The 16,811-nt window shown below is 67.3% G+C and carries 17 protein-coding genes; 8 read left to right on the plus strand and 9 right to left on the minus strand.

Annotated elements, in window-relative coordinates:
• From JZ791_RS14010 to JZ791_RS14045, 8 genes are all read right to left on the minus strand, one after another.
• A partial coding sequence (locus tag JZ791_RS14010; protein WP_254205695.1) for an MlaD family protein occupies positions 1-1,203 on the minus strand: 1,203 nt, incomplete at its 3' end.
• A gap of 664 nt (positions 1,204-1,867) precedes the next feature.
• The gene (locus tag JZ791_RS14015; RefSeq protein WP_216894878.1) at positions 1,868-2,974 is read right to left on the minus strand and encodes an MCE family protein; all 1,107 of its coding nucleotides are present in this window, start codon (positions 2,972-2,974) and stop codon (positions 1,868-1,870) included.
• A complete protein-coding gene (locus tag JZ791_RS14020; RefSeq protein ID WP_254205696.1) occupies positions 2,971-4,101 on the minus strand; it encodes an MCE family protein in 1,131 nt (376 codons plus the stop codon). The genes JZ791_RS14015 and JZ791_RS14020 overlap by 4 nt, the downstream gene beginning before the upstream one ends.
• A complete protein-coding gene (locus tag JZ791_RS14025; RefSeq protein ID WP_216894879.1) occupies positions 4,098-5,147 on the minus strand; it encodes an MCE family protein in 1,050 nt (349 codons plus the stop codon). Before JZ791_RS14025 ends, JZ791_RS14020 begins: the two co-directional genes overlap by 4 nt.
• Before the next feature lie 5 nt (positions 5,148-5,152).
• On the minus strand, positions 5,153-6,193 hold the full coding sequence (locus tag JZ791_RS14030; RefSeq protein WP_216894880.1) for an MCE family protein: 1,041 nt from the start codon (positions 6,191-6,193) through the stop codon (positions 5,153-5,155).
• The gene (locus JZ791_RS14035) at positions 6,190-7,605 is read right to left on the minus strand and encodes an MlaD family protein (RefSeq protein ID WP_254205699.1); all 1,416 of its coding nucleotides are present in this window, start codon (positions 7,603-7,605) and stop codon (positions 6,190-6,192) included. Before JZ791_RS14035 ends, JZ791_RS14030 begins: the two co-directional genes overlap by 4 nt.
• Before the next feature lie 43 nt (positions 7,606-7,648).
• Positions 7,649-8,926 (minus strand): cytochrome P450, encoded by a 1,278-nt coding sequence (locus JZ791_RS14040; RefSeq protein WP_216894882.1) that lies wholly within the window; start codon positions 8,924-8,926, stop codon positions 7,649-7,651.
• Positions 8,927-9,320: 394 nt separating this feature from the next.
• On the minus strand, positions 9,321-10,022 hold the full coding sequence (locus JZ791_RS14045) for a TetR/AcrR family transcriptional regulator (RefSeq protein ID WP_216894883.1): 702 nt from the start codon (positions 10,020-10,022) through the stop codon (positions 9,321-9,323).
• Between the two features lie 175 nt (positions 10,023-10,197).
• On the opposite strand from JZ791_RS14045, the gene JZ791_RS14050 reads away from it, so the two are divergent.
• From JZ791_RS14050 to JZ791_RS14065, 4 genes are read left to right on the plus strand one after another with little or no spacing between them, the layout of a single operon-like run.
• Complete coding sequence (locus tag JZ791_RS14050) at positions 10,198-10,917, plus strand: alpha/beta hydrolase (RefSeq protein WP_216894884.1); 720 nt, start codon at positions 10,198-10,200, stop codon at positions 10,915-10,917.
• A gap of 53 nt (positions 10,918-10,970) precedes the next feature.
• Positions 10,971-11,966 carry an LLM class F420-dependent oxidoreductase gene (locus JZ791_RS14055; protein ID WP_216894885.1) on the plus strand — a complete coding sequence of 332 codons (996 nt, stop codon included), beginning with the start codon at positions 10,971-10,973 and terminating at the stop codon, positions 11,964-11,966.
• 11 nt (positions 11,967-11,977) lie between these two features.
• Positions 11,978-12,907 (plus strand): SDR family NAD(P)-dependent oxidoreductase, encoded by a 930-nt coding sequence (locus tag JZ791_RS14060; RefSeq protein ID WP_216894887.1) that lies wholly within the window; start codon positions 11,978-11,980, stop codon positions 12,905-12,907.
• Complete coding sequence (locus tag JZ791_RS14065; protein WP_216894889.1) at positions 12,904-13,326, plus strand: hypothetical protein; 423 nt, start codon at positions 12,904-12,906, stop codon at positions 13,324-13,326. Before JZ791_RS14060 ends, JZ791_RS14065 begins: the two co-directional genes overlap by 4 nt.
• A 26-nt stretch (positions 13,327-13,352) precedes the next feature.
• On the opposite strand, the gene JZ791_RS14070 is transcribed toward JZ791_RS14065, so the two are convergent.
• Positions 13,353-13,955, minus strand: coding sequence for a TetR/AcrR family transcriptional regulator (locus tag JZ791_RS14070; RefSeq protein WP_216894891.1), 603 nt, complete (start codon positions 13,953-13,955; stop codon positions 13,353-13,355).
• 102 nt (positions 13,956-14,057) lie between these two features.
• Here JZ791_RS14070 and JZ791_RS14075 point away from each other — a divergent pair, with 102 nt between their 5' ends.
• Genes JZ791_RS14075 through JZ791_RS14090 form a run of 4 tightly spaced genes read left to right on the plus strand, consistent with a single transcriptional unit; the run spans position 14,058 to position 16,509 of the window.
• Positions 14,058-14,849 (plus strand): hypothetical protein, encoded by a 792-nt coding sequence (locus JZ791_RS14075; RefSeq protein ID WP_438804519.1) that lies wholly within the window; start codon positions 14,058-14,060, stop codon positions 14,847-14,849.
• Positions 14,846-15,646 (plus strand): hypothetical protein, encoded by an 801-nt coding sequence (locus JZ791_RS14080; protein ID WP_216894893.1) that lies wholly within the window; start codon positions 14,846-14,848, stop codon positions 15,644-15,646. The genes JZ791_RS14075 and JZ791_RS14080 overlap by 4 nt, the downstream gene beginning before the upstream one ends.
• Positions 15,643-16,224, plus strand: coding sequence for a cytochrome c oxidase subunit 3 (locus JZ791_RS14085; protein ID WP_216894895.1), 582 nt, complete (start codon positions 15,643-15,645; stop codon positions 16,222-16,224). The genes JZ791_RS14080 and JZ791_RS14085 overlap by 4 nt, the downstream gene beginning before the upstream one ends.
• A 6-nt stretch (positions 16,225-16,230) precedes the next feature.
• The gene (locus JZ791_RS14090) at positions 16,231-16,509 is read left to right on the plus strand and encodes a cytochrome C oxidase subunit IV family protein (RefSeq protein WP_216894897.1); all 279 of its coding nucleotides are present in this window, start codon (positions 16,231-16,233) and stop codon (positions 16,507-16,509) included.
• Positions 16,510-16,811: the final 302 nt, after the last annotated feature.

Raw genomic sequence — 16,811 nt, forward strand, 5'->3', positions numbered from 1 at the left:
GTCGCCGACGGGGCGGGGCGCGTTGCGGGCGCCGCGCGGGAGGAGCGTGGGGTCCGGGTCGGTGCAGTCGACGTACAGGTAGGGCTCGGGGTAGTTGGGGATGCCGACCGGCAGGCGCGGCGTGTTGTAGTCGCACTGTTTGCGTGGGTAGATGCTGGCCACGGCCCAGGCGTAGCCGTCATGGAAGCCCGAGGCGACCGCGTCGGCGGACGATCCGGCCCGCTGCTGCGGGAAGAACAGCTCGTGCATCGCCGGCGCGTGCAGATAGGCCATCTGTGCCACGGTGGTGAGATTGCCCAGCAACTGCACCATGGTCGGCGAGTTGTCGGCGATGAGCGCGTCCATCGTTTTCAGCGTCTGCGGGGTCATCGTGACCAGGGTGCGGTAACCGCCGGTCATCCGCTCCACTCCGGCCAGGGTGTGATCGAGGTCGGCGGCGGTCGCACCCAGCCCCGGGGCCAGATCGCGCACGGTGCCGAGCACCACCTGGCTGTCGTTCAGCAACGAGACCGTCTGCGGCACAACATTGTCGAGCGTCGTGATGAGGAAGGCGCCCCCATCGATGATCGCGGCGAGCTTGTCCGGCGCGGCGGAACTGCCGCCCAGTTCGGTCACGATCGCATGGAGTTTCGCCGGATCCAGTTGGGCGAGAGTGCCATCCAGGTCACCGAGCACCTGTGCCAGGGTGACCGGGGTCGAGGTGCGGTTCGTGCCGACGACCGAGCCGTCGGCCAGATACGGACCATCCGAGGTGGCCGGGGCGAAGTCCAGGTACTGCTCCCCGGCCGCCGACAGCCCGGCGACCCGGACGGTGCCGGTGTTCGGGATCCGCACCCGCGAATCGATGGAGGCGACGGCCTCGACGCCGGTCCCGGCGATCTCGACCGAATCCACTCGCCCCACCCGCACGCCCCGGACCGTCACGTCCCGATCGGGCAGCAGCCCACCGGAATCCTGCAGTTCGACCCGGATCCGGTAGGTCGAGGCGAACGGATCGATCTGCAACGACCCCATCACCAGGTAGGCCGCCCCCACGACAAGCACGATCAGCAGTGCCACCCAGGACACCGTGAGCCGATGCCGGGACAGCCGCATGACCGCCGCGACCAGCACCCCACCCGCGACCCCGACCAGGCGCCCGCCGGATTCCAGCGATCGCGATGCGAGTGTGGCGGTTCCCGCCCCTGTCGTTCGTACGTTCATTGCCCGGACCTGCGCATTCGACCGTCGTGATACCCCTCGTGCCGCCAGCCGCCGTCCTGGGCTCTCGCCCCCCGGCCAGGCGGGTCCGGTTCGTGTGCCCGGCCGATGGGGCCGCTGACGAGTCCCATCCCCGGCGCTCGCCCCCGTGCTTCGGGACTGCGCGACGGCAACGGGACCAAGCCCGGCCTATCACTGCATTTTCCCGCCCCGAGACTCTGGTTTCCGAGGATTCCGCCCGAAGAATGCAGCCGGAGGCCGGTTCTCCGAGCCGCTCCCCGCGATGGCGACCCGGCACTACGCCCATGACCCGGTCTCAGGGCACGGCCGCCACACTGCACTCTGCGAGCAGACCGCAACCCGCAACCCGGCCTATCGCTGCATTTTTCCGCCTCGAAACTCTGATTCCCGACAATTCCACCCGAAGAATGCAGCCGGAGGCCGGTTCTCCCACACCCCGCGACCCGCCAGGCATCAGCGCACGGCCACCACACCGAACCGCACTCCGCGAGCCGACCCCACGCCACCACGCGACGACCCGGCCTATCGCTACATTTTCCCGCCTCGAAACTCCGGTTTCCGACAATTCGACCCGGAGAATGTAGCTGGAGGCCGGTTCTCGATTGCGGAATGCGCATATCGCGGGCACTGCCCGCAGTTCGCTCGCTCATCGTCCCGGTCCCACTACTCGGTCGTGCAGCCGCTGCAACGTATATGCCAGCGAGCCGACGAAATTGGTCCAGTCGGTCGCGTCCGGCCAGCGCGCCGCGGGGTCGCCGGGGAAGTTCGGGTCCGGGGCCGCGCCGACGGCGAACTGGGTGATATCGGCGTCGGCCGCCGCGCCGGTCGAGTTCAGGTCCTTACCGCCGACGATGGACATCGTCCGCAGGGTCGTGTCGAGGTTGGCGCGGGGATCTTCGGCGGCGGTGTTCAGGCCCGCGGCCAGATTGTTCATATCGGCGACCAGGCTGCGTTTTCCGGTACCGTTGACCGACGGGAAGCGGTCGAGCTGTGTGGCGATACTGCTCAGCTGGGAGGCCAGCGCGACGATGGATTGGGTGTTGTCGCCCACGACCTGCAAGGCCGGGCTCGCGGCCGCGATGGCGTCGTTCATCGTGGACTGCTGCGCGGCCACCGTCGCGGTCAGCGTGTCCGCGTCGTGTACCGCGTCCCGGATCTGGTTCGAGCGGTCGGCCAGCGTGCGCACGAGCGCGGTGGTCCGGTTGATCAGGTCCGAGAGCCGCTCGCCGCGGCCGTCCAATTCCGTTCCCGCGCCGTTGATCACCTTCGTCAGGTCCCGAATCACGCCACCGTTGACCAGAAGTGCGGCCCGGGTGAGGACCTCCTCGATGGTCGCGGCGGCCGAGGTGGCCGACTCGGGGATGGCGTCCTCGTCGTGCAGAAGCTTGTCGCCGGGATGCTGGGGCGGGGTCATCGCGATGAAGACATCGCCCATCGGTGTGGCCGAACGCAATTCGGCGCCGGTGCCGGCCGGGAGCGAGACGCCCGCGCGGATGCGCATGGTGACCACGGCGGCATAGTCGTGCGCGGCCATGGATTCGACCTGCCCGATGTCCGCACCGTTGAGCCGGACCGTCGCCTTGGTCGGCAGGTTCAGGGCGTTGGCGAAGGTCGCGGTCAGGGTGTAGGCGTGCGGGCCGACCGACGGCGCGGGCAGCGGGACGCTGTCCAGCCCCACACCGCAACCGGTCAGCGGCGCGACGAGCAGCACGGTGGCGGACAGTGCGATGGAAACCCTTTTCGGCGTGATCATTTCGGCAACCCCGCGATCCCGGCCAGCATGGCGACCACCCCGAAGTCCGGCCCCATATCGGACATCTTTCCGGTGTTGCAGCCCAGCTGTTTCATGTTCAGCAGGTTGCACACCTCCTTGACCATCTGCCCGTCCAGCAGCACCTTGTCCACATTGATGTGCACCCGCCCGAAGCCCTGCTTCGTATCCATCACCTGGTACGCGTTGTCGGTGACCAGCGGGAACAGATCCATGTATTCGGCGATATTGCGCTGGTAGTCCGACAGGCTGCGGGTGACCACCTCACCGTTGCCGACGGTCGAGGCCAGCGAGGCCCGGTTGTGTTGCAGCAGATCCGATGTCGTGGACAGGATCTGGTTCAGCTGCGCCCCTGTGTCGCCCGAGCCCAGGTTCTGCTGGGCCAGAAAGTCACTGGTCTGGTGAATGGCCGAGCCGAACTGACGGATCTGCTGATCGTTGCGGGCGGCGGTGGCCGCGAGCGAATCCAGGTCGTTCACGATCCTGGTGATCGCGTCGCGGGTGGCGGCGCCGTGATCGCCGCCCATCCGCAGCGCGGCGGACAGCTGATCCAGCGCGCTACTGATATCGGTGCCGTCCTGTCCGGCGATATCGGACCCGAGGCCCACCAGACCGGCGATCGGCCCGTGACCCGCACCGTCCCCGGCCAGCGATTTGGACAGCTTGTCGGCCATGGCCAAAACGTTGTCGAAGGCGATCGGTGTGCGGGTGCGGTCCAGACCCAGGACCGCGCCGTCGCTCAGCACCGGTCCGGAGTGGTAGGCGGGGGTGAACTCGACGTGCCGGTCGGTCAGCACAGAGTCCGAGACCGTGACCGCGGTCGCGCCGGCCGGGATCGGCACCGAGCGTGTCACGTTCATCCGCACCTCGACGTAAGAGCCGCGCTGCGTGATGGCGGTGACCGTGCCGACCCGCATCCCGAGCACATCCACAGCATTACCGGTGTACAGCCCGGCCGCGCTGTCGAATCGTGCTGTGACGGACATGTTTTGGCTGCCACCGGTCAGCGATCGGACCGTGAAGAAGGCGGCCACGATGACGACGAGCGCCACCAGCAGCGCCAGGCGCGTGCGGCGAGTCGGGCGGGGCAGCCGAGACGAGAGGCTCATCGGCAGTCCTTCGAGTACGGGGGCAGATTCACCTGCGGCGCCCGCCCGACCAGCGCGCACATGAACGAGTCGATGAATGCGCCGTCGGGTGCGTTGGCGTCGAGTTCGGTTCCGGCGCCGGTGAAGTTCGCCCAGGTGCGCCACGGCACGGGCAGGATCTGCAGGATGTTGCGCAGCAGGTCGTCATGGCGGCTCAGCATGCCGGTCATGGCGTTCAGATTGCCCAGCAGCTGTTGCAATTCGGGCTGATCGTTCACCACGATCGGGGTGAGGGTGTGCACCAGCGTGGTGGTGGCCGTGAGCATGGATTCGATGGCACGCTGCCGAGTGACTATCTCCTGCAACAGATTCGACCCCTGAGTGAACAGTGCCCCGAGGTTCGCGCGCTGGCCCTGGATCAGGTCGGTCAACTGACTCGTGCTGTTCAGCAACGCGCCGAGCTGATCGCGGCGTTCGGCGATCACCGCCGACAGGGTCTTGATGTTCTGCATCGCCGCCGGCAGCAGCCCCGGCAGTCCGGACAGCTGGCTCGACAGATCGGTGAGAGCGTGCCCGACCTGGTCGGCGTCGACCTGATCGAAGGTGGTCGTCACGTCCTGTAGCGCGGATTCGAGATCGTAGGGAACCTGCGTGTGCGCCAAGCCGATTCGTCCGCCGGGCAGCTCCCCCGCGCCCGCCGGGGTCAGCTCGACGTACCGATTGCCCAGCATCGTGGTCAATTTGATGGCCGCGCCGGTGCCGGATCCCAGCCGCACGGAGTGATCGATGCTCAGGGTGACCGCGATATGGTCACCGGCCAGCCGCAGGCCCGCCACATGTCCGACCGGTACCCCCGCCACGGTCACCTGATCACCGTTGCCCAGCTGGGCGGCCTGCGCGAAATCCGCCTCCACCCGCCGCTGGCCGAAGTTCAGCGAATGCACCGCCAGCGCAACGACTATCGCCAGCACGAGCAGGCCGAGCGCGCCGAACCCGAGCCACGCCTTCGAATAGTCCTCGAGTGTCTTGCGCCGCGGGACGACGCGGCGAAGTTCGCTGAGATCCATGGCGCTCACCGACACTTCGCGGTGTGTTTCGCGACGCCACCGGGAGTCGCGGCGTCGACGATCTGCGGTATCAGGGGCGCCAGGCCGGGAGCCAGTGACACGCTCACATCACAGGCATAGGCATCGACATAGGCTCCGCTCTGCCCCACTCGCGACATCCCCTTCAGCAGCATCGGCAGGTTGTCGCCGAAGTATTCGAACTTGTAGCGGTTGTCGAGGAAGTGCTGTGTGAAACCCGGTTCGCGGCTGACGAATTGACTCAGCGCGGGCTGGTCCGCGGCGACGATATCCGACACGCGTCCGACCACCCGGGAGATCTGGTCCACCGAGCCGAACAGCGTCTGCCGGTTCGACTCGAGGCCATCGAACACCGCCTTGGTCTGCCCGATGACGGTGGTCAGATTGCCGCTCTGGCGCGCGAGATCCCCGACGATGGTGGTGAGGTTGGTGATGACCCGGCCCAGCACCTCGTCCGGTCCGGCGAACGACTCCGCCAGCCGCGTGGTTTCGGCGATCAGGGTGGCGACCGCGCCGTTGTCCCCCTGGAGCGCGTTGATCAGCGCCGAGGTGATGTTGTCCACCGCGTGACGATCCAGGGTGCCGAACAGCGGCTCGAAACCGTTGAGCAGCTTGGAGATATCGAACGACGGCTCGGTGCGCGCGACGGGGATCTCCGCGCCGGCGCGCAGCTTTACCGGATCGCCGCCGTGACCGCCCCGGGCCAGCTCCAGATAGCGCTGCCCGATCAGGTTCTGGTAGGTGACCGCGGCCGTGGTGTCGCCGTAGATGGTCTGGTCGTTCTGAATCTCGAACCCGACCCGCGCCAGGGTCCCGGTCAGCGCGATCGAGTCGACCCGGCCGACCCGTACGCCCGCCATCCGCACGTCGTCGCCGGCCTTCATCCCGGACACGTCGGTGAACAACGCGGAATACCGCGCGGTGGAGCCGCCGACCCCGCGTTCTAGGGTCACCACGACCGTCCACGTCAGCAGGGTCGAGACGACGAGGAACACGATCAGCACCCCGAGTGATCCGCGGTAACTCATGACGCTCCTCGATCGACGGTCGAACTGTTCGCGGGCGTATCCGGCACAACCGAGACGGTCGTGCCGCGCGCCAGCGGGCCGAACAGGATGTCCGAGGCGGAATTCGGTGGCCCACCGAGTATTCCGGCGATCTGCCGCTGTTCGTTCACGCTGCCGACCGGTCCGATATCGGGTTCGGTGGGCGCTCCCGGTGACGCCGTGCCGAGCGATGCCGGAGCGGCGAACAACTGGCCCAGCCCCGGGGGCATTCCCGGCACCGGTGGCGGGGGTGCGAGCGATGCCGGCGGGCTGAAGTTCTTCGGATTCATCCCCGAGGGCAGTCCCGCACCGGCCGGCGACGCGACGGGCCCGGTCGTGCAGCTCGGCCCGGCCAGATTGCCGAAGCGCGGGCAGTCCGCGCGGGTGTACTGCCGGTTCGGGGTCAGCTGCACGATGACCTTCGCGGTGATCCGCTGTGTGCTCGGATTCCACACTTTGTCGAACTCGGTGGTGAGATGCGTGACCGATTCACTGATCTGGGGGAAATGCGCCGCGCCGTCGCCGAGGGTGTCCAGCGCCGGGGACAGGTGCGTGGTGATGCCGATGATCTGGTCCTCCCGGTGCGCAAGCGCGGATTCGACCGTCCCCGAGGTGTACAGCCCGCCGCTGAGCAACGCGGCGAGCTGTACACGCTGCTGCGCGATGGTCAGCATCGGCACGATCGAGTGGTGCAGCGCGTCGAGCAATTCCGGTGCGCTGCTCTGCACTTCGGACAGCGCCGCCGCCAGCGAGTCGAGTGTCGAGGGCGCCGGACGCGCGGACACCACCGGCGTGAGCCGGGTGACGATGTCGCGCAACCGAACTCCGGCGTCCTCGATCGCCGCGCCCCGGCCGTCGGTGGCCGCCGCCAGCGTCGCCAGCACGCCGACGGCGTTGTCGGTCCTGTCCCGGCCGACCGAGGCGATGATCTGCCGCAGCCGGTCGAGCGAGGATTGCAGCCGCACCGTGGCGAGGCTGCGATCCTGGACGATGTGCGCGCCGCTGCGCAGGGGCGGCGCATCGCCGTTGTCCAGCAGTTGCACCGACGGCACGGCGAACACGTTGCTGGGCACCACGCGCGCTGTGACGGTGTTCGGGATCCGGACGGCGTCGTGCGGGTCGAGACTGATTCGCACCTGGTTCATCCCGGCCTCGGTGGCCGCGCTCACCCCGGTCACGAGTCCGACCAGGACGCCGCGGTACTTCACGTCGGACTTCGGCGGCAACCCGTCGCCCACGTCCGCCAGCACCGCGGTGACGGTCACCGAACCACGGAATACCCCTTGCGAATTCGCGATCATCAGCCCGGCCGCCACGACGACCGCGATGATGACGCACATCCCGGTCACCAGCAGCCGCACGGCGGACGGCCCACGGCCGTCCGGTTCGAACATCGTCGCCACGAATTACCCGCTCACACTCGATGATTCCGCGCGTTTACGGGTTCGGGGTGAACCGGACGTGCAGATCGCTGAGACCACGCAGGATGAACGTCGGCTCGAAGTTGTACTGGCGCTCGTCGGCGGGACCGTGCTTGTCCACGTCGATCTCGATGTCGAGCATGCGATCGAGGATGCGATCCAACGACACCCGGCCCTCCACCCGCGCCAGCGGCCCACCCGGACATGTGTGCGCGCCACGACCGAAGGCGATGTGCTCGCGGTAATTCGCACGGTCCAAACGGAATTCGTACGGATTCTCGAACCGCTCCGGAGCCCGATTGGCCGCGCCTGGGCACAGCATCACGATGGAGCCCGCCGGTACCGGAACATCGCCGACCACGGTGGACTTGCGCGCCAGCCGGAACATGCTCTTGACCGGCGCGTGCAGCCGCAGCGCCTCCTCGACGAACACCGGCAGCAGGCTGCGGTCCTCGCGCAGGGTCCGCTGCAGTTCCGGATTCTCGCCGAGCACCCGGATGGACGCGGCGAGCAGTTTCGCGGTGGTCTCCTGGCCGGCGCCGAAAACGAAGGTGGCCGAACGCACCACGTCGATGACCTCCGGCGTGGAGCCGTCGGGATACTTCGCCTGCGCCAGCTGGGTCAGCACGTCGTCGCGAGGGTTGGCCCGCCGGTCGGTGATGTACGAGCTGAACTTTTCGTCCAGCCATTCCAGCGGGTTGGTGCCGACGCTCTCGTGGTCGAGCGCGCCGACCTGGCTGCCGGGCCGGTCCCCGGCGAGCACCGCGCGGCACTCGTCGTGGTCCTCCTCCGGCACCCCGAGCAGATCGGCGATGACCAAGAGCGAGAACGGTTTCGCGTACGCCTCGACGAATTCGCACGTGCCGTCGGCGAGGAACTCGTCGAGCTGGCGGTCGGCGAGGCGCCACATGAACTCCTCGTTCTCCTTCAGCCGTATCGGGGTCAGCAGCTTGCTGAGCACCGAGCGCGCCGCGGTGTGCTGCGGCGGATCCATGGTCACCATGTGCTCGTACATGGGCAGCTCGGTCCGGTGCCGCTCGATCTGCTCACTGATGTCGTCGCCCTCGGGCGTGAACGGCAGCGGCGGGAACGGGCCGCCGACCGCGATGCAGGAGGAGAACGATTCGCCGTCCCGCAGCACCTGGCCGGTCTCCTCGTATCCGGTGACCGCGAGTACGCCGTAATTCGGTTCGCGCACGACCGGGCATTGGGCCCGCAAATGTTCGTAGTATGGATACGGATCCGGAACCAGGGCGGGGTCGGTGAAATAGTCGACGGTATCGAAATCGACCATGGTTGAGAGCTCCTGACATATGCGGAGGTATAGGAATTCGGAGGTGGGTACGTCGGACGGCGGCAGCAGCCTCATCACCGCTGTACGCAGCACTTAGGGGGCGAGTCGTCCGGGCCGAAGCCCCTCGAATCCACTCTCGATGATTGTGCGTAGCGCCACACGGCGAGTCAATAGGTTCAGCGAATTTTTAGAATAATTCCCAAAAGCAATTGCAGACGCGCGAAAACACATCTATTGCCACCTCCAGCAATAGAAATTAAAAATGTCCGGGCAATCGAATCACCGCCGATCACCTGAAATTATGAAATGCTCAAATTATCTCATTCGATCGGACGGCCCCGATCAGAAGCACCACCCCCCGACGGAGGGCCGACGACGCGGCGCGGTTGCCGTATCAGATTGCGGCGGAGTGCGATCCAGGCTCCGAACGCTGCGAGCGCCGGGTCGTGTCGACCACCGCCTCGACCGCAGAGGCCACGCCGGACAGCAGTGTCGCATCCGGTTCGTCGCGCCCCTCGACCGCGGCCCGGGCGGCCGGCACGTTGTTTCCGGTCAGGCGGCGCAGGACACGATCCAGGATCGGCAGCATCTCGGTGATCTCGAGTGTTCCGTCGGCGACCTGCCCGATCAGCGCGAAGGACATATTGACCAGCACCAGCCCGACATCCTCGACATACTCCGGGTCCGCACCACCGAAGATCCGGGCGGCCACCGGCAGCACGGCCTCGAAACCCTGCGCGTCCAGTCGCGGGCCGCCGGGCTCCGTGCGGGCGCGATGGAAGGCCTCCAGCATGCGCGGGTTGCGCTCCCAGGGTTCGAAGACGTGTCGCAGGATCCTCATGAGACCGTCGTGCAGTGTCTCGCCCGGCATCGGGGGCGAGAGATCGGGGTAGGCGTTGGACGCCATCCAATGTTCGAGCGCCGCGACGATCAACGCGTCGCGGGTGGGGAACAGTTTGTAGACCGTGGCCAGGGACACATGGGCGCGCCGGGCCACCTCCCGCAGCTGCACTGCGTCGTAACCGTCGCCCAGTAGTAGTTCCAGCACGGCATCGACGATCCGTTTCGGCGCGTCGCGCCCGACCGCCCTGCTCATCCTTGAACCGTAACACGGTTACTACTGTAACCGAGTTACTACCGAGACACACCCGATTGAGAACATCATTCTCAAACCCGACAATTGCCCTTCGCCTCGGAGTAGCCTGCCTCACCGGGTAATCGAGTTACCCGTCACGACTCCCGCTGTCGAGAGTCCAGATCTCAGGAGTGACATGGCTACATACGTACTGGTGCACGGCGGCGGACACGGCGGCTGGTGCTACCGGAAGGTGACGCGCCTGCTGCGCGAGGCCGGGCACGAGGTGTACGCGCCGACCCTGTCGGGCCTGGCCGAACGCGCCCATCTGCGGCTGGCCGGCATCGGCCTGGACACGCACATCCAGGATGTCGCGGCGCTGCTGCACTACGAGGATCTGCGGGAGGTGATCCTGGTCGGGCACAGCTACGGCGGCATGGTCATCACCGGGGCCGCCGATCGGGCGCGCGAACGCGTCGGACGGCTGGTCTACCTGGACGCGGCCAATCCGGTCGACGGCCAGTCGCTGGTGGATGTCGCCGGACCGTACATCGAGGCGACCAGGCCTTTCGGCGAGACCGTCGAGGGTGTCGAGTTGGTGCTGCTGCCGATGGAGAACGCCGCGGCCTTCTACGGCGTCACCGATCCCGCCGACGCGCGGTGGATGGACGCCAGGCTCACCGCGCATCCGTGGCGCTGTTTCGAGGACAAACTGCGGCTGAACGACCCCGCGGCGCTCGACACGCTGCCCCAATACCACATCGTGTGCACCTCCACCCTCGCCACGCGCGAGCCGGACCTGGTCGAGCGGGCGCGCGCGGCCGGGCGGCTCTGGGATATCGACACCGGGCACGACCTGATGGTCACCGAGCCGGAGGCGGTGACCCGGGCGCTGCTGGAGATCGCCGCGGCGTAACTTTCCACCCGCGCCCGAACGGAAACCGGGTTCTCTTTTCTAGAGAACCCGGTATGATCGAGCGATCGGGCGTGCGCCGGCAGCAGCGGCGCACCCTCGAACAGAAAGGCAGCGTAGTGCGGTTCATCTTCCACTACCCGGAGGTCTCCGGGTACGACGGCGACCTGCTGGACACCGGCCCCCTCGGTGAGGTCGCGGTCGCCGCCGAACGGGCCGGATTCGACGCGCTGTCGGTGAGCGAGCACCCCGTTCCGGGGGCACGCTGGCTGGGTGCGGGCGGGCATCAGACGCTGGATCCCTTCGTGGCGCTGGGCTACGCGGCCGGGGCCACCCAGCGGATCCGGCTGCTCACCAACCTGGCGGTCGTGCCGTACCGCAATCCGTTCCTGCTCGCCAAGTCGGCCGCGACGCTGGATAAACTCTCCGGCGGGCGCGTGATCCTGGGGCTGGGCGCCGGCTATCAGAAGAGCGAATTCCACTCCCTGGGAGTCGATTTCGACGAGCGCAACGCACTGTTCGACGAGGCCCTGGACGTACTGCCGCAGCATTGGAGCGGCGAGCCGTTCAGCTACGAGGGACGACATTTCAGCGCTCGCGACGCGATCGCCCGGCCGCGACCCGTGCAGGATCCGATACCCATCTGGATCGGCGGAAATTCGGCGCTGAGCCGTCGCCGGGTCGCCGCACGGGCCCAGGGCTGGATGCCGATGACCGGCGGCGGCGAACTGAACGCCACCGCTCGCACTCCCGAACTCGGCACCGTGCCCCAGCTCGCCGCGAAGATCGCCGAAATCCGCTCGGCCGCGGTGCAAGCCGGGCGCGCCGACCATATCGACCTCACGTACTCCTACTCCGATCCCGCGCTCGCGGATCCCGCGGCGGAGGCCGACCGGCACCGCGAGGCATTCGCCGAATTGAACAAGGCCGGGGTCGACTGGATCCTGGTGTCCTGCCGCAGCGGGGACGCCGCCGCCACATTCGAGTTCCTCGCCGCATTCGGTGCGACCTATCTGAACTCGAACACTCCGGCATCGACCGCCGCACACTGAAAGGGATCGCCATGGGATGGTTCGAACAACGCAGCGGGCTGGACGGCACGGTCGCGGTGATCACCGGCGGCGCCGGCGGTCTCGGACGCCAGATCGTGATCGACCTGGTCGCCAACGGGGTTCGCCCGGCCGTGCTCGACACCGACGCCGAGGCGCTGGCGGCGCTGGAGGCCACGCTGGCCGAGACCGCCAGGGAGAACGGACAGGCCGGGTCCGATGTCCTCCTGCGGGTCGGCGACGCCCGCGACGCCGACACCATGACGAGCCTGTTCACCGCCGTCGACGAGCGCTGGGGACGACTGGACACGCTGGTCAACATCGTCGGCGGCACGTTCCGCGCCCCGTTCACCGACACCAGCCCGAACGCCTGGAATGCCTTGCTGCGCATGAACTTGACGCACGTGTTCCAGGCATGCTCGCTGGCGATCCCCCGCATGCGCGCGGGCGGGCGCGGCGGCAGCATCGTCAACATCACCACGATCGAGGCGCATCGCGCCGCACCCGGCTACGCGGTGTACTCGGCGGCGAAGGCGGCCGTGACACAGTTCGCCCGCACACTCGCGGTGGAACTGGCGCCCGACGGCATCCGGATCAACAACGTGGCACCGGATTTCGTCCCCACGCCGGGCCTGCAGCGCATGGCCGTCGAGCTGAACTCCGATCAGGCGTTGCTCGACCCGGTAGGCGTGCGTGTGGCCATCCCGATGGGCCGGCCCGGAACGCCCGCCGACATCGCGGGCGGTGTGGTGTTCCTGGCTTCGAACCTGTCGAGCTACCTCACCGGCACCACCCTGCACCCCGACGGCGGCACCTCGGCCTCGGCCGGCTGGTTCAACTGGCCGGAGGAAGGCTGGGCCAACCACGCGCCGCTACACCTGCTTCGCGACGGCGACCGCCCGGCGGCGGCCTCCACCGAAAGGCTTGTGGAAGAGTCGATATGAACGCGACGACCACCGAAACCCGACCGCTGCTGCCGGATTGGCACGCGCTCTACGCAGCGATCACCTCCGGCGCCGAGCACGCCGCGGGAGAACACCCGGTGATCCACCTCGCGCACGCCCTGGCCATGTCCTATCGCGCACCGTTACTGGACGATCCGCAGCTGGTGGCCCGGCAGCGCGCCGAATACTCACTGATGATCGACGCCTGGATCACGCGGGGCGCGCACCACTCGCCCGCCGGCCCCTCGATCGGTTCCTACGTCGACCAGATGGCCTGCCTGGCCATCGAGGCCGAACGCCTGCTCATCACCGACGGGCCGGTCGGGGAGCCGCTGTTGCGCGCCTGGTGGAACCTCGCCGCCCTCGCGGCGGGCTGGGCCGAGCTGACCGCCGACCTGGTCGCCCCGTACCACGTATGACACTCGAATCTCGCTGACACGAAAGATCATTCGTCCAGCCGGAACAACCGCCGCGTCAGGCTCAGCAGATGGCCGCGCAGGGTGTCGTCGTCCAGCTCCGCGACTACCGGGTGTATGGCCGCACCGCCGATCGCCGCCGCCATCATCGCGGCCTGCACGCGCATATCGGTATCGGGCTCGGCGCCCGCGAGCACGGCGAACAGCCGCTCCATCAGCCACGCGAACGGCTCGTACTCGGCCAGGAACCGGATCATCACCGGATCGCCCTGCAGCACACCGACCAGATTCCGGCGGCGGACCGCCAGATCGACCACATCGGTGAGCAGAACCTCCCGCGCCCGCACATCGCTGTCCTGCGCCTCGGCGGCGGCGACCGCGGCCTCCAGCCACGACAGTTCGATCTCCGCGACCGCCAGGACGATCTCGTCCTTGGTCCGGAACTGGTGATAGACAGCGGCTTTCGTGACGCCGAGGGCGTCGGCGATCATTTGCAGCGACGTACCGCTCACTCCGCGTTCGGAGAACAGGGTGAGGGCGGTATCCGCGGTGCGGCGCTGCGCGGCGGTGTATCGGCGCGAGGTCAGCGGCTCGCCGGTCGCCTCGCCCACACTGTCGTCCGCCGAGCTCATGTGAGCGAGGATAGCCGACCGTGGGTAGCCCCTTCCATTTCCGGAGAATGTCGTTACCATTCGAGGGACCACACTAGCCGATCGGCTAGCCTCAGCATCATGGTGAGCGATCACCAAGGCCGCCACGCGGCCCCGGAGGTGTCCATGACCGCCAATTCCCCCGCCCCATCACCGGAAACCGGTGAGCTGATCCTGCTGTGGACGCTACCCGTCCTGGCCGTGCTGTGGATCTCCGCGTTCTTCCTGTTCCCGGGGTTCACGCATCCGATGTCTCCGGCGCTGTCGGCGGATCAGGTCGCCGAGTTCTATCGAAATCCGGCCAATCTCACCAGGATTCGGTACAGCATGGTCGTATTCAACTGGTTCGGCGTTGGTTTGATCCCGCTGCTGACGCTGCTGGTCATGCAGATCCGCCGGATGGCGCACCGCACACCCATCTTCTCCTACGCCCTGCTGTGCTGCACCGCGGGCGGGCCGACGATGTTCCTGGTCGCGAACCTCTTCTGGTTGGTCGCGGCGTTCCGTCCGGAGCGGGATCCGGCACTCACGCAGTTGCTCAACGATCTGGCGTGGGTCACCTTCAGCGGCGGGGTGCCGTTCCTGGTCGCGCAGAGCGTCGTGCTGGCGCTGGCGATCTACCTCGACAGGCAGGCTCAGCCCGTATTCCGGCCCTGGGTGGCGCATTTCAACGTGCTCGTCGCCGTTGCCCTCACGCCGGCGGCCTTCGTGGGGCTCGCGCTGAGCGGGCCCATGGCCTGGAACGGGCTGTTTCCGTTCTGGGTCAAGAACATCGCGATCGGCGTGTGGATCGTCGTCATGGGAGTCGTTCTGGCGCGGGTGATCTATCGGCGGCGAGCCGGGGAACCGGCCCCGCATATGGCGGTAATCGCATGAGTACTGTTGCGGCAGAGCCGGTTACCATCCCTACCGGCCTGCGCGGGTTCGCCTGGCAGTGCCGGAACAATCCGAAGCGGGAACTGTGGTTCGCGTGGTGGTCGCAGATCGCCTTCTACAGCGTGTTCACCCTGTCGTTCTTCGTGCTCACCCGTACCCAGCCGCCGGAGAGCCCGGACTGGTCGGCCCAGCGGGTGGCGCAGTGGACCGCCGGCCACCACGACGGGCTGATCGTCGGGTTCGCGCTGATCTTCCTGGTCGGCGGGTTCACCTCGCTGAACAACGCGCTGATCGCCTATTCGATGCGGCGCATGTCGGTCAGCCGCGCGTTCGCCTACTCCTATCTGCTGATGTACGCCCTGGCCGCGGTGCCCGGCATGCTGCTGATGTGCCTCGCGTTCACCGTCGCGGCGATGCGGCCCGGCCGCGAACCGCGCCTGCAGCTCTGGCTCTACGATTTCGGGTTTCTGTCCTTCGTCGGCACGATGGGCGTATTCCTGCTCGGGTCGCTGATCTGGATGCTCGCGATCCTGCTGGACCGAAACGGCGTGTTTCCCAAGTGGTTCGGCTACCTGAACCTGTGCAACGCGCTGACCGAGATCGTGGTCTCCCCCGCGTGGGTGTTCAGGCACGGCCCGCTGGCATGGAACGGGTTGATCGCCTGGTGGATCGATATGGTCGTCTTCGCCATCTACACCGGCGCGTTCATCATGCTGTTGCGCGCCATGATCGGGCGCGAGGACTTCGGTGACGGACCGCTGCCGCCGCACGCCGAACCCGCCGAGGTGACGCGATGAGCACGACCACCGAAAAGCGTAGTGAACCAGCACGATCCGTGCCGGGCCAGCCGGACATGTGGTTCTTCGTCCTGTTCGAGACGCTGGTCTTCACCAGCTATCTGGCGGTGTACCTGTTCAATCGCACCCAGCATCCCGAACAGTTCCTGCGCGCGCAGTCCCATCTGAGCCTGTCGGCAGGAGTGTTCAACACCATTGTGCTGCTGACCAGTTCGTGGGCAGTGGCCCGCTGCGTGCAATCCGCCCGTGCGGGAGCCTGGGCGGCGGCGATGCGTCACGCGACGCTCACCGGGCTGCTCGGCGTGGTGTTCCTCGTGTCCAAGATCCTCGAATGGGTGCGTGCTGCCCGGCAGGGATACGGGTTCACCAACGACGAATTCTTCTCGTACTACTACTTTCTCACCGCGATCCACGCCCTGCACCTGCTGATCGGCTTCGTCGCCGTCGGCGTCATCGTCTATCAGCTCCGCAGCCCGGCCCGGCGCTCCCTGCGGCTGATCGAGACGGCCGCCACCTACTGGCACACGGTCGACTACCTGTGGATCGTCATCTTCGCCCTGCTCTACATCGTAAGGTGAAATCCTTTGCGCACCAGACTCTTCACCGCGTGGGTCGTACTGACCACCATCACACTCGTCTACCTGTGGGTGGATGCGGGTGACAGCGGCGGCGCCCGGGTGCCGAACACCGTGATCACCACGGTCGTCATCCTGATGGCAACCATCAAGGTGCGCATCGTCTTTCGCGAGTTCATGACGGTCCGGGCCGCACCCACCCTGCTGCGCCGCCTGACCGACCTGTGGGTGCTGTTAATTGCCGCGGCGCTGCTGGGCAGCTATTACGCCGGGTTGGCTATGCGGTAGAGGAGATTCGAATCCACGCGCCGGGCTCCGCGTCATACCCGCAACCGCAGCCGACCCAGCATCGGAACTCCGCCCAGCACATATAACCTCGGCACAGCGAGTATCCCTTCACCGCACTCGACCGGGCCGTCGAAGCCGGTGATCACGAGGCCTTCTGGGTGGCGGGCCTGACACGACGTCGTGCTGCGCGGCTCCGGCAACGGCAGAGCCGCCGACACCGTCGCCTCGCTGCGAGCGACGACGGCGCTACTCGGCCCTCCGACCAGGCGCTCACTCACCGACTCGGAATATACGTATCGCCC

Source organism: Nocardia alni (genome assembly GCF_019038435.1).
Lineage (GTDB): Bacteria > Actinomycetota > Actinomycetes > Mycobacteriales > Mycobacteriaceae > Nocardia > Nocardia alni.

What these genes read in the sequence shown, in the direction of transcription:
- JZ791_RS14015 (WP_216894878.1), bottom strand. Translation starts at nt 2,974, where the DNA reads ATGATCACGCCGAAAAGGGTTTCCATCGCACTGTCCGCCACCGTGCTG.
- JZ791_RS14020 (WP_254205696.1), bottom strand. Translation starts at nt 4,101, where the DNA reads ATGAGCCTCTCGTCTCGGCTGCCCCGCCCGACTCGCCGCACGCGCCTG.
- JZ791_RS14025 (WP_216894879.1), bottom strand. Translation starts at nt 5,147, where the DNA reads ATGGATCTCAGCGAACTTCGCCGCGTCGTCCCGCGGCGCAAGACACTC.
- JZ791_RS14030 (WP_216894880.1), bottom strand. Translation starts at nt 6,193, where the DNA reads ATGAGTTACCGCGGATCACTCGGGGTGCTGATCGTGTTCCTCGTCGTC.
- JZ791_RS14035 (WP_254205699.1), bottom strand. Translation starts at nt 7,605, where the DNA reads ATGTTCGAACCGGACGGCCGTGGGCCGTCCGCCGTGCGGCTGCTGGTG.
- JZ791_RS14040 (WP_216894882.1), bottom strand. Translation starts at nt 8,926, where the DNA reads ATGGTCGATTTCGATACCGTCGACTATTTCACCGACCCCGCCCTGGTT.
- JZ791_RS14045 (WP_216894883.1), bottom strand. Translation starts at nt 10,022, where the DNA reads ATGAGCAGGGCGGTCGGGCGCGACGCGCCGAAACGGATCGTCGATGCC.
- JZ791_RS14050 (WP_216894884.1), top strand. Translation starts at nt 10,198, where the DNA reads ATGGCTACATACGTACTGGTGCACGGCGGCGGACACGGCGGCTGGTGC.
- JZ791_RS14055 (WP_216894885.1), top strand. Translation starts at nt 10,971, where the DNA reads ATGATCGAGCGATCGGGCGTGCGCCGGCAGCAGCGGCGCACCCTCGAA.
- JZ791_RS14060 (WP_216894887.1), top strand. Translation starts at nt 11,978, where the DNA reads ATGGGATGGTTCGAACAACGCAGCGGGCTGGACGGCACGGTCGCGGTG.
- JZ791_RS14065 (WP_216894889.1), top strand. Translation starts at nt 12,904, where the DNA reads ATGAACGCGACGACCACCGAAACCCGACCGCTGCTGCCGGATTGGCAC.
- JZ791_RS14070 (WP_216894891.1), bottom strand. Translation starts at nt 13,955, where the DNA reads ATGAGCTCGGCGGACGACAGTGTGGGCGAGGCGACCGGCGAGCCGCTG.
- JZ791_RS14080 (WP_216894893.1), top strand. Translation starts at nt 14,846, where the DNA reads ATGAGTACTGTTGCGGCAGAGCCGGTTACCATCCCTACCGGCCTGCGC.
- JZ791_RS14085 (WP_216894895.1), top strand. Translation starts at nt 15,643, where the DNA reads ATGAGCACGACCACCGAAAAGCGTAGTGAACCAGCACGATCCGTGCCG.